The 10306-nt window shown below is 75.0% G+C and carries 9 protein-coding genes; 5 read left to right on the forward strand and 4 right to left on the reverse strand.

Annotation, left to right across the window (positions count from 1 at the left end; translation table 11 throughout):
* Positions 1 to 164: 164 nt before the first annotated feature.
* A complete protein-coding gene (locus DT057_RS20230) occupies positions 165 to 1802 on the reverse strand; it encodes a GMC family oxidoreductase (RefSeq protein ID WP_128563906.1) in 1638 nt (545 codons plus the stop codon).
* A gap of 147 nt (positions 1803 to 1949) precedes the next feature.
* Between DT057_RS20230 and DT057_RS20235 the strand changes: the two genes are divergently transcribed.
* Positions 1950 to 3497: a tannase/feruloyl esterase family alpha/beta hydrolase gene (locus DT057_RS20235; protein WP_128563907.1), complete on the forward strand. Its 1548-nt coding sequence runs from the start codon at positions 1950 to 1952 to the stop codon at positions 3495 to 3497.
* A gap of 63 nt (positions 3498 to 3560) precedes the next feature.
* Here the strand turns inward: DT057_RS20235 and DT057_RS20240 are convergent, their stop codons facing one another.
* Positions 3561 to 4358: a DUF3750 domain-containing protein gene (locus DT057_RS20240; RefSeq protein WP_128563908.1), complete on the reverse strand. Its 798-nt coding sequence runs from the start codon at positions 4356 to 4358 to the stop codon at positions 3561 to 3563.
* Positions 4359 to 4568: 210 nt separating this feature from the next.
* On the opposite strand from DT057_RS20240, the gene DT057_RS20245 reads away from it, so the two are divergent.
* From DT057_RS20245 to DT057_RS20255, 3 genes are all read left to right on the forward strand, one after another.
* Positions 4569 to 5087, forward strand: a complete 519-nt coding sequence (locus DT057_RS20245; protein WP_128563909.1) for a tellurite resistance TerB family protein — start codon at positions 4569 to 4571, stop codon at positions 5085 to 5087.
* 12 nt (positions 5088 to 5099) lie between these two features.
* Positions 5100 to 5948, forward strand: a complete 849-nt coding sequence (locus DT057_RS20250; RefSeq protein ID WP_128563910.1) for a DUF1206 domain-containing protein — start codon at positions 5100 to 5102, stop codon at positions 5946 to 5948.
* A 118-nt stretch (positions 5949 to 6066) separates the two neighbouring features.
* On the forward strand, positions 6067 to 6537 hold the full coding sequence (locus DT057_RS20255) for a DUF3237 domain-containing protein (protein WP_128563911.1): 471 nt from the start codon (positions 6067 to 6069) through the stop codon (positions 6535 to 6537).
* An 87-nt stretch (positions 6538 to 6624) separates the two neighbouring features.
* Here the strand turns inward: DT057_RS20255 and DT057_RS20260 are convergent, their stop codons facing one another.
* Both DT057_RS20260 and DT057_RS20265 read right to left on the reverse strand, forming a co-directional pair.
* A complete protein-coding gene (locus tag DT057_RS20260) occupies positions 6625 to 7803 on the reverse strand; it encodes a pyridoxal phosphate-dependent aminotransferase (RefSeq protein WP_128563912.1) in 1179 nt (392 codons plus the stop codon).
* 35 nt (positions 7804 to 7838) lie between these two features.
* A complete protein-coding gene (locus DT057_RS20265; protein ID WP_128563913.1) occupies positions 7839 to 8051 on the reverse strand; it encodes a hypothetical protein in 213 nt (70 codons plus the stop codon).
* A 313-nt stretch (positions 8052 to 8364) separates the two neighbouring features.
* On the opposite strand from DT057_RS20265, the gene DT057_RS20270 reads away from it, so the two are divergent.
* Positions 8365 to 10176 (forward strand): IlvD/Edd family dehydratase, encoded by a 1812-nt coding sequence (locus tag DT057_RS20270; RefSeq protein WP_128563914.1) that lies wholly within the window; start codon positions 8365 to 8367, stop codon positions 10174 to 10176.
* The last annotated feature ends 130 nt before the right edge of the window (positions 10177 to 10306 follow it).

Here is a 10306-nt window from a genome sequence, read left to right on the forward strand (position 1 = left end):
ACGCCGCTCTCACCTCGCTCAACGTCCGCCCCTCGAGAACGACGCTACCGTATCTGGCGCGGCGGGGCGCGCGGGAAAGGTGGCGCCGGGCTGCGACAGCGTGGCATTGCGGCGGCGCCGGCCCGCGCCCCCGGGGCGGCGCCGGCCCGCGCCCCTGAGGGGCGTCAGCCCGCCGCATCCTCCAGGATCATCGCCGCCCCCTTCTCGGCCAGCATGATGGTCGGCGAGTTGGTGTTGCCCGAGGTGATGCGCGGCATCGCCGAGGCGTCGACCACCCGCAGGCCGCCGACCCCGCGCACCCGCAGGCGGGCGTCGAGCACCGCCCCGGTCTCGTGGTCGGGCCCCATCCGGGCGGTGCCGACCGGGTGGAAGATGGTGGTGCCGAGGTCGCCCGCCGCCTTGAGCAGGTCGGCGTCGCCGACGATGCCGGGCCCGGGCAGGTGCTCCTCGGGCCGGTAGCGCGCGAGGGGGGCCTGCGCGACGATGCGCCGGGTGAGCTTGAGGGCGTCGACGGCGACGCGGCGGTCCTCCTCGGTCGCGAGATAGTTCGGCCGGATCGCCGGCGGGGCGGCCGGATCGGGGCTCGCCGCGTGCACGCTGCCGCGGCTCGACGGGCGCAGGTTGCAGACGCTCGCCGTGAAGGCCCCGAACGGGTGCAGGCCCTCGCCCCACTTGTCGAGGGAGAGGGGCTGGAAGTGGTACTCGAGGTTGGCGGTGTCGTAGTCGGGCGAGGACCGGGTGAAGACCCCGACCTGGCTCGGCGCCATGGTGAGCGGGCCGGTGCGGAAGAGGGCGTACTCCACCCCCATCCAGCCCCGCCTGAGGAGGTTGGCGTAGGTGAGGTTGAGGGTCGGCACGCCCGTGACCTTGTAGACGGGCCGGACCTGCAGGTGGTCCTGGAGGTTCTCGCCGACGCCGGGCAGGTGGTGGGCGACCGGGACGCCGAGGGCCCGCAGCCGCTCGCCGTCGCCGATGCCCGACAGTTCGAGGAGCTTCGGCGAGGCGACGGCGCCGGCCGAGAGCAGCACCTCGGCCCGCGCCCGGGCGAGGAAGCGCTTTCCCCCGCGCGCGAACACCACGCCGGCCGCCCGGCCCTCCTCGATCAGCACCCGCTCGACGTGGATCCCGGTCTCGAGCCGCAGGTTCGGCCGCGCGAGGGCCGGCTTGAGGAAGCCCCGGGCCGCGCTCCAGCGCCGGCCCCGGCGCTGGTTGACCTGGAAGTAGGACGAGCCCTCGTTGTCGCCGGTGTTGAAGTCCGGGATCTTGCGGATGCCCGCCGCCTCGGCGGCGTCCCGGATGGCGTCGAGGATCGCCCAGCGGATGCGCGGCGGCTCGACGCGCCACTCGCCGCCGGCGCGGTGGAAGGCGTTGGGCGGCGCGATGTGGTCCTCGTGCTTGAGGAAGTAGGGCAGCACGTCGTCCCAGGCCCAGCCCTCGAGGCCGAGCTGGCGCCAGCCGTCGTAGTCGGCCGCCTGGCCGCGCATGTAGATCATGGCGTTGATGGCCGACGAGCCGCCGATCACCTTGCCGCGCGGGTAGGCGAGCTGGCGCCCGTTCAGCCCCGCCTCGGCCTCCGTGGTGAACAGCCAGTCGGCGCGCTTGTTGCCGATCGCGAACAGGTAGCCGGCCGGGATGTGGAACCAGATCCAGTTGTCGCGCCCGCCCGCCTCCAGCACCAGGACCGTGCGGCGCGGATCGGCCGACAGGCGGTTGGCCAGCACGCAGCCGGCCGAGCCCGCCCCGACCACCACGTAGTCGTAGGCGCCGAAATCCTCCAAGTCCTGCCGGTCCGCGCCCGCCATGCCGCCGCCTCCCTCTGCTGTCAGCCCGCCCCGTCCCCCGGGCAGGGGTGTAGCGCATGCCGGGCCGGCTTAGGCAAGCCGATCCTGTCGACAGCCCGGCGCCCCGCTCCTAAGCTCGGCGGGCGCGGGGCCCGGGAGGATTCGACGGTGCGAGGGACGATCCGGCTCTTCTCCATGGCGGCCTGCCTCGGGGGCGCGCTCGCCGCCGCGCCCGCCCGGGCGGCCGAGTGCGGCGGCCTCGCCGGCCTGAAGATCGAGGCGGTCAACCTCCTGTCGGCCGTCGAGGTGCCGGCGGCCGGGGACCTGCCGGCCCATTGCCGGGTGCTCGGCTACGTCCGGCCCGCGGTCAACTTCGAGGTCCGCCTGCCGCTCGCGGGCTGGAACGGCAAGTTCTACGAGACCGGCTGCGGCGGCTTCTGCGGCACGCTCGCCTCGGACGCGCCGGGGTTCACGAACGCGATGAACCACGGCCTGCGCCGCGGCTACGCGGTCTCGACCATGGATTCGGGCCACTGGGGCACCGGCTCCGCCGACGGGCGCTGGGCCGCGTCCGACCTCGTCGCCCGGATGGACTGGGGCCAGCGCGCCGTCACCGAGACCGCCCGGGCCTCCAAGGTCCTGATCCGGGCCTTCTACGGGCGCGACCAGCAGAAATCCTACTTCGCCGGCTGCTCGACCGGGGGCCGCATGGCCGCCATGGAGGCCCTCAGGTACCCCAAGGATTTCGACGGGATCATCAGCGGCGCGCCGGCCCTGGACTACACGGGGCTCGTCGCCACCGCCTTCGCGTGGGTGACGAAGGCCAATACCGGGCCGGACGGCGCCGCCGTCTTCCCGGGCTCGAAGGTGAAGCTCGTCGCCGACGCCGTGGCGGAGGCCTGCGGGGGCGAGGACGGCCGCAGGACGGGGCTGATCGGGGACCCGCGCCAGTGCGGCTTCAAGCCCGCCTCGCTCCGCTGCACCGGCGCCCCCGGCGCCGAGTGCCTGAGCGAGGCCGAAATCGGCGTCCTCGAGAAGTGGTATGCCGGCCCCACCGACGCCGCGGGCCGCCGGCTCTACCCGGGCGGCATCCCGCTCGGCTCGGAGCCGCACTGGCCGCGCTGGCTCACGGGCCTCGGCAACGCTCCGCCGATCCTGCCGCTCTTCGCCGGCGACTTCCTGCGCTACATGGCGTTCCAGCCCTCGCCCGGGCCGGCCTACCGGGTCACGGACTACGATTTCGAGGCCGACCCGGCCCGCCTGGCGTCGCAGGCGCAGGTCTACAACGCCGCCACCTTCGACCCGGCGAGCGGGGCGGTGCGCCCGGCCGCCGACCTCGCGGGCTTCCGCAGCGCCGGCGGCAAGCTCCTCCTCTATCACGGCTGGAGCGACCCGCTGGTGACGCCCTTCCTGACGGTGGCGTTCTACGAGGCCCTGGCCAAGGGCGCCGGCGGGCTCGGGGCCCTGCGCGACACCGCGCGCCTGTTCCTGGTGCCGGGCATGGACCATTGCGGCATCGGCACCGACGGCCCGGGCATCGCCGACACCGGCATCGACCCGCTCACCGCCCTCGAGCGCTGGGTGGAGGCGGGCCAGGCCCCGGACGCGCTCGTGGCGACGAAGCGCGACGCGGCCGGCGCCCCGCTGTGGTCGCGCCCGGTCTGCGCCTACCCGCAGGTGGCGCGGGGCGAGGCGGGCGCCTGCGCGGAGCCGTAGCGGGCCGCCGCCGCGGACCATGGCCGCGGGCCGCGGCCGCGGATCATTGGCGCGGGCCGCCGCTCAGGTGCTCGGCGCCGGGGCGATCAGCGTCCCGGTCGCGCCGGCGGGCGCCATGCCGATGCGGCCCCAGCCCGGGACCTTCAGGGCCGGACGGCGCAGGTCGAGCCCCGCGACGGCGCCGAGCAGGTTGACCTCGACGCCCTCGACCCAGCCCAGGGTGAGGCCGAGATAGCCCCCGAGGGAGAGCTGCACGCCGGTGCGGCTTGGCGTCGGGGCGATCACCCGGTCGGAGAAGTCCTTGCCCAGCGCCGTCGGCGGCAGGGCGACGCCGAGGTCGGGCACCGCCCGCAGGACGTGCGCCACGAACGTGTTCGAGTTCGGCCCCGGCCAGGCGCTGTAGCTGCCGCGGGCCCGGTAGGGATAGGCGTCCACGGCGGCGCGGATCCGCGGGACCGCCCGCTCCGCCGCCTCGCCGTCGAGGGCCAGCACCACCTGGGGCGGGTTGCCGAACCAGCGCGCGTCGGCCGCGTAGGCGTCGGTGCGCACGGGGGCGCCCCAGCCGACCACGTCGTAGCGCGTGTAGCGCGGGGCGCCGGCGGCCTTGACGACGATCCAGGTGTGGTGGGCGAAGATGCCCCGCCAGCGCCCGACGCGGGCGGCGTAGATCCGCACCTTGGCCTCCGGCGCCGCGGCGGCGGCCGGCAGCAGGCGGGCGCTCGACCAGTCGGCGGTCGACCAGTCGGGGGCCGCGTCCTCGCGGCTCCACCACCAGAGGGCGTGGGCGGCGAGGGGCGCCAGGAACACGAGAATGATCGCGAGCGCGAGCGCGCGCGCGGACGAGGCCAGCCGGAGCAGCATCCGGGCAGGATGCGGGAGCCGCCGCGGCGGCGCAAGCCGGGGGCGGCGAACCGGAACCGCGGACGGCCGTTGTCGGCCCGAAGGGTCCGGTGACGCCGCCCGCCGCGCAGGACCGGATCCCGGTCCGGTCCGGCGGGCGTCCGATCCGGGCCGGCGTTCCGGGGAGGCGGGGATCCGCGCCCCGGGCCGGTGCGCGCACGGGAGGGCGGGATGGCCGACATGAAGCAGGTGGTGGATGCGCTGGTGCGGGGCCGCCACGGCGGGCTCGTGGCCTCGGCGGCCCTCGGCGGCCTGGCGCTGATCGCGGGGCTCGGGCTGCGGGCGCTCCAGCGCGGGCCGGCCGCCGAGGCCGGCGGGCAGGCCCCCGCCGCCGCCGCCGTCAGCGACGACGACGCCACCCTGTTCCTGCGCGTCATGGTGGCGGCGACCGCGGCGGACGGCGTGATCGACGCCCGCGAGCGCGGGCGCCTCGACGCGGCCGTCGCCGAGTCCGGGCTCGACGTCGCGGCGCGGCAATGGATCGCCCGCGAGCTCGAGGATCCCGCCTCCATCGACGAGATCGCCGACCGTGTGCAGGATCCCGAGAAGGCCGCCCTGGTCTACGCGGCGGCCCGCCTCGCCATCGACCCCGACACCATGCAGGAGCGCACCTTCCTGCGCATGCTGGCCGAGGCCCTCGATCTCGACGACGACGCGGTCGCCCGCGTCGAGTCGGGCCTGGCCGCCTGACCGGCCTTGCCGATGCGCCCGGCCGGACGGCACGCCCTCGAGATCCTGGCCCGTCTCGGCTACGGCGCGCGCGGCTTCACCTACTGCCTCGTCGGCGGCCTCGCGCTGCTGGCGGCCTTCGGCGCCGGCGGGCAGGCCGGCGGCAGCCGCAGCGCCCTCCTGGTCCTGCTCGAGCGGCCCTTCGGCCGCGCCCTCCTCGCCGCGGTCGCCCTCGGGCTCGCGGCCTTCGCGCTCTGGCGGGTGGTGGAGGCTTTGAGCGACGCGGACGGCCACGGCCGCTCCCCCAAGGGCCTCGCCACGCGGGCGGGCCACCTCCTCGGCGGCGGCCTCTACGGCTCCCTCGGCGTCTCCCTGCTGGGGGTGGCGCTCGGCCGCGGCCGCGGCGGCGGCGCGGAGGACCAGGGCGCCCGCGACTGGACCGCGTGGCTGCTCCAGCAGCCCTTCGGGCAGTGGCTCGTCGGCGCCGTCGGTCTCGGCGTGGTCGCGGCCGGGGCCGCCTTCGTGCTCAAGGGCTGGCGGGGCGACGTGACCCGGCTCCTGGCGCTGCCGGTCGACGCCCGCCCCTGGGCGGTGCAGGTCGGCCGCTTCGGCTACGCCGCCCGCGGCGTTACCTTCTGGATCATCGGCGGGTTCCTGGTCGCCGCGGCGCTCGAGAGCCGGTCGAGCGACGTCAAGGGGCTCGGCGGCGCCCTGCAGGCCCTGCGCGGGCAGCCCTACGGCTGGGTGCTGCTCGCCCTCACGGCCGCGGGCCTCGCGGCGTTCGGGACCTTCGGCCTCGTGCAGGCGCGCTACCGGCGCATCGACCCGCCGGACCTCGGGGCGGCCGGGAAGGCGGTGGCGGACGGGGCGCTGGGCCGCTAGGGCGCTTCCCCCGAACCGGTCGCGCCAGCGGCGGCCCGCGCCGGCCCGGATTGCACCGGCCCGCGCGCCGGCGTTTATGGGCGCGGTCCGGCCGTGCCGGACGGTACGGAGAGCCGCCATGGACGCACCCCTTCCGCTCAACACCGAGTTCCTGTTCCGCCTCGGCCTGTCGGTCGGCGCCCCCCAGGCGATCGGCCCGACGCGCAGCGGCGCGCTGCGCGTCGTCCCGGTCACCGGCGGCACCTTCGAGGGCCCGCGCCTGAGCGGCGAGGTGGCGGCGGGCGGCGGGGGCGACTGGCTGCGCGTGGAGCCCGACGGCACGACGCATCTCGACGTGCGCCTGACCCTGCGGGCGTCCGGGGGCGGGCTGATCTACTGCCAGTACACCGGCCTGCGGGCCGGGCCGCCCGAGGTGCTGGAGCGCCTCGGGCGCGGCGAGGCGGTGGACCCGGCCGCGTACTACTTCCGCGTCGCCGTGCGCTTCGAGACGAGCGCGCCCGATCTCGCCTGGCTCAACCACACCCTCGCGGTCGGCGTGGGGCAGCGGCCCCCGACCGGGCCGCTCTACGACATCTACGCGGTGCTGTAGGGCCACGCGCATCCCGGCGTCGCGGCGGCCCCCTCCGCAGCGTCGCCGGGCGCGGGCCCCGGCCTCGGCCGTGGGCGGTTGCGCGCCTCAGCGCCGGCGGGTCTCCAGGAACCCGCCGATGCGCTCGAGGGCGCGGGCGATGTTCCCGGCCGAGTTGGCGTAGGACAGGCGCAGGTAGCCCTCGCCGTGGATGCCGAAATCCGGTCCCCCGATGGTCGCGACGCCCGCCTCCTCCAGGAGCGCGGAGGCGAGCGGCTTCGCCTTCCAGCCCGTCCCGGCGATGTTCGGGAAGGCGTAGAAGGCGCCCTTCGGGGTGATGCACGACACGCCGGGCAGCCGGTTCAGGCCCTCCACGACGAGCAGGCGGCGCCGGTCGAACTCCGCCATCATGGCGGCGACGCAGTCCTGCGGCCCGTCGAGGGCGGCGATGCCGGCCCATTGCGTCGCCGCGTTGACGCAGGAGAACGAGTTCACCGCGAGCTTGCGGGCGGCGTCGTAGAGCGGCGCGGGCCAGACCGACCAGCCGAGGCGCCAGCCCGTCATCGCGTAGGTCTTCGAGGCGCCGTCGAGGTAGATCAGCCGGTCGCGGATCTCCGGGTAGGCGAGCAGCGTGTGGTGGCGCTCGCCGTCGTACGTCATGGTCCCGTAGATCTCGTCGGACAGGATCGCGACGCCGGGGTGGCGCGCGAGCCCGGCCACCAGCGCGTCGATCTCGGCCCGCGGCGTCACGCCGCCGGTCGGGTTGGCGGGCGAGTTCAGGATCAGCAGCCGGGTGCGCGGCGTGATCAGCGCCAGCGTCTCCTCGGCCGAGAACGCGAAGCCGTTCTCCTCGCGGATCGGCACCGGCACGGGCGTCGCGCCGGTGAACTCGATCATCGAGCGGTAGATCGGGAAGCCCGGGTCGGGGTAGAGGATCTCGGCGCCCGGCTCGCCGAACATCAGGATCGCCACGAACATGGTGACCTTGCCGCCGGGCACGATCAGCACCTGGTCGGGCGGGACCGCGACGCCGAGGCGCCGGTCGAGGTCCCGGGCCACGGCCTCCCGCAGCGGCAGGATGCCGACGGCCGGGGTGTAGCCGTGGTGCCCGTCGCGCAGGGCCTTGACCGCCGCCTCGACGACGTGGGGCGGCGTCGGCATGTCGGGCTGGCCGATGCCGAGGTTGATCACGTCGCGCCCGCTCTCTGCCAGCGCCGTGGCGCGGGCCAGAACCGCGAACGCGTTCTCCTCCCCGATGCGCGAGAAGGCCGGGACGACGGTCGGCATGCCTCAGATCCTCGACGTTCGCCGCGCGGTCCCGCTCAGTGCTGCGAGTTGCGGGCCGCGAGCCGGCTCGCGCCGAAGGACAGGGCTCCGCCGATCAGCGTGAGCACGACGCCGACCTTGATCGCCGACCAGAGCAGCGAGCGCTCGATGCCGGCGTCGGTCAGCATGATGATCAGGCAGACGAGCACCGGGATCGACACCACGATGGCGATCGGAACGAGCGGGTTGGTCGGCGTCTCTTGGCTCATCGAACGGGCTCCCCGGCAGAGATGGCGAGCGGCCTCATAGCACCGCGGCGCGGCCCTGGGGACACCCGCGGCCGCAGATTTCTTCGCCCTGCGACGCTGCGGTCCCGACGGGCCCGGCCATGCGCCGGCCGGTGTTGCCTTCCTGCACCGGCCGGGTCCATAGGTTCGTCAGAACGGTTCTCGACAAGAAGGGACCCGGGCCGGGCCGCGCGGGGATGTCCCCTGCGCGGCGCCGCCCGGGCTCCAGGGATCGCGCCTCGTTCCGCGCCTGGCGGACGCCTCGCGGGGCGATGCTTTGGGAAGGGAAGTCCGCATGGCCCAGACGCCTCGTCAACGGATCGATGCCAGCCGCCTGCGCTCGCGGCTCTGGTTCGACAACCCCGACAATCCGGGCATGACCGCCCTCTACCTCGAGCGCTACCTGAACTACGGCCTGACCCTGGCCGAGCTGCAGGGCGGCAAGCCGCTGATCGGCATCGCCCAGACAGGGTCCGACCTCTCGCCCTGCAACCGCCACCACCTCGAGCTCGCCAAGCGGGTGCGCGAGGGCATCACGGCGGCCGGCGGCGTCGCCTTCGAGTTCCCCTGCCACCCGATCCAGGAGACGGGCAAGCGGCCCACCGCCTCCCTCGACCGCAACCTCGCCTACCTGTCCCTGGTCGAAGTGCTGTACGGCTACCCCCTCGACGGCGTGGTGCTGCTCACCGGCTGCGACAAGACGATGCCGGCCTGCCTGATGGCCGCCGCCACGGTGAACATCCCGGCCATCGCCCTCAACGTCGGCCCGATGCTCAACGGCTGGAGCCGCGGCGAGCGCACCGGCTCGGGCACCGTGGTCTGGAAGGCGCGCGAGCGCCACGCGGCCGGCGACATCGACTACCAGCAGTTCCTCGACATCGTGGCCTCCTCGGCGCCCTCCACGGGCCACTGCAACACGATGGGCACCGCCTCGACCATGAACGCCCTCGCGGAGGCGCTCGGCATGGCGCTGCCGGGCTCGTCCGCGATCCCGGCGCCCTACCGCGAGCGCGGACAGGCCTCCTACGCCAGCGGCCAGCGCATCGTCGAGATGGTCTGGGAGGACCTCAAGCCCTCCGACATCCTCACCCGCGAGGCGTTCGAGAACGCCATCGTGGCGAACACCGCCATCGGCGGCTCCACCAACGCGCCGATCCACATCAACGCCATCGCCAAGCTGATGGGCGTGCCCCTGACCTGCGACGACTGGGAGCGCGTCGGCTACGACGTGCCGCTCCTCGTCAACATGCAGCCCGCCGGGCACTACCTCGGCGAGGAGTACTACCGCGCGGGCGGCCTGCCGGCCGTGATGGCCGAGCTGATCGAGGCGGGCAAGCTCCACGAGAACGCCCTGACCTGCAACGGCCGCACGCTGGGCGAGAACTGCACCGGGGCCAAGACCTGGGACCGGGACGTCATCAAGCCCTACGGCGAGCCCCTGCGCGAGCGCGCCGGCTTCCTCAACCTCAAGGGCACGCTGTTCGACTCGGCGATCATGAAGACGAGCGTCATCAGCCGCGAGTTCTACGACCGCTACCTCGCCGACCCCGACGATCCCTACGCCTTCGAGGGCCGGGTCGTGGTGTTCGACGGGCCGGAGGATTACCACCACCGCATCGACGACCCCGCCCTCGACATCGACTCGCGCACGATCCTGATCATGCGCGGGGCCGGCCCGATCGGCTATCCGGGCGCCGCCGAGGTGGTGAACATGCAGCCCCCCGGCGCCCTGATCCGCCAGGGCGTGCTCTCGCTGCCCTGCATCGGCGACGGGCGCCAGTCCGGCACCTCGGGCACGCCCTCGATCCTCAACGCCTCGCCGGAGGCGGCGGCCGGGGGCGGCCTCGCCCTGCTCCAGAACGGCGACCGCGTCCGCATCGACCTCAACCGGCGCAAGGCGGACATCCTCCTCTCCGACGAGGAGTTGCAGCGGCGGCGCGACGACCTCGCGGCCCGGGGCGGCTACGCCTATCCGGCGAGCCAGACGCCCTGGCAGGCGATCCAGCGGGCGATGGTCGAGCAGCTCGCCGACGGCATGACCCTCAAGGGCTCCGAGGTGTTCCAGCGCATCGCGCAGGAGAAGGGCGTCCCGCGGGACAACCACTGAGAGCCCGGGCCGGGCGGGGCGCCGTCCCGCCCGGGGACGCCGCGCGGCCTCGACAGGGCGCCGCGACGGTGCAGGCCGCGCCGCCCGGCGCGACGGCGAGGTCGGCCGTGCCGGCGCGCTCGGCCGCGAG

It is taken from the genome of Methylobacterium crusticola (genome assembly GCF_003574465.1).
GTDB lineage: Bacteria > Pseudomonadota > Alphaproteobacteria > Rhizobiales > Beijerinckiaceae > Methylobacterium > Methylobacterium crusticola.

Excerpts from the sequence above, each read along its gene's own strand:
- DT057_RS20230 (WP_128563906.1), bottom strand. The coding sequence starts at position 1,802 with ATGGCGGGCGCGGACCGGCAGGACTTGGAGGATTTCGGCGCCTACGAC.
- DT057_RS20240 (WP_128563908.1), bottom strand. The coding sequence starts at position 4,358 with ATGCTGCTCCGGCTGGCCTCGTCCGCGCGCGCGCTCGCGCTCGCGATC.
- DT057_RS20270 (WP_128563914.1), top strand. The coding sequence starts at position 8,365 with ATGGCCCAGACGCCTCGTCAACGGATCGATGCCAGCCGCCTGCGCTCG.
- DT057_RS20255 (WP_128563911.1), top strand. The coding sequence starts at position 6,067 with ATGGACGCACCCCTTCCGCTCAACACCGAGTTCCTGTTCCGCCTCGGC.
- DT057_RS20250 (WP_128563910.1), top strand. The coding sequence starts at position 5,100 with ATGCGCCCGGCCGGACGGCACGCCCTCGAGATCCTGGCCCGTCTCGGC.
- DT057_RS20265 (WP_128563913.1), bottom strand. The coding sequence starts at position 8,051 with ATGAGCCAAGAGACGCCGACCAACCCGCTCGTTCCGATCGCCATCGTG.
- DT057_RS20245 (WP_128563909.1), top strand. The coding sequence starts at position 4,569 with ATGGCCGACATGAAGCAGGTGGTGGATGCGCTGGTGCGGGGCCGCCAC.
- DT057_RS20260 (WP_128563912.1), bottom strand. The coding sequence starts at position 7,803 with ATGCCGACCGTCGTCCCGGCCTTCTCGCGCATCGGGGAGGAGAACGCG.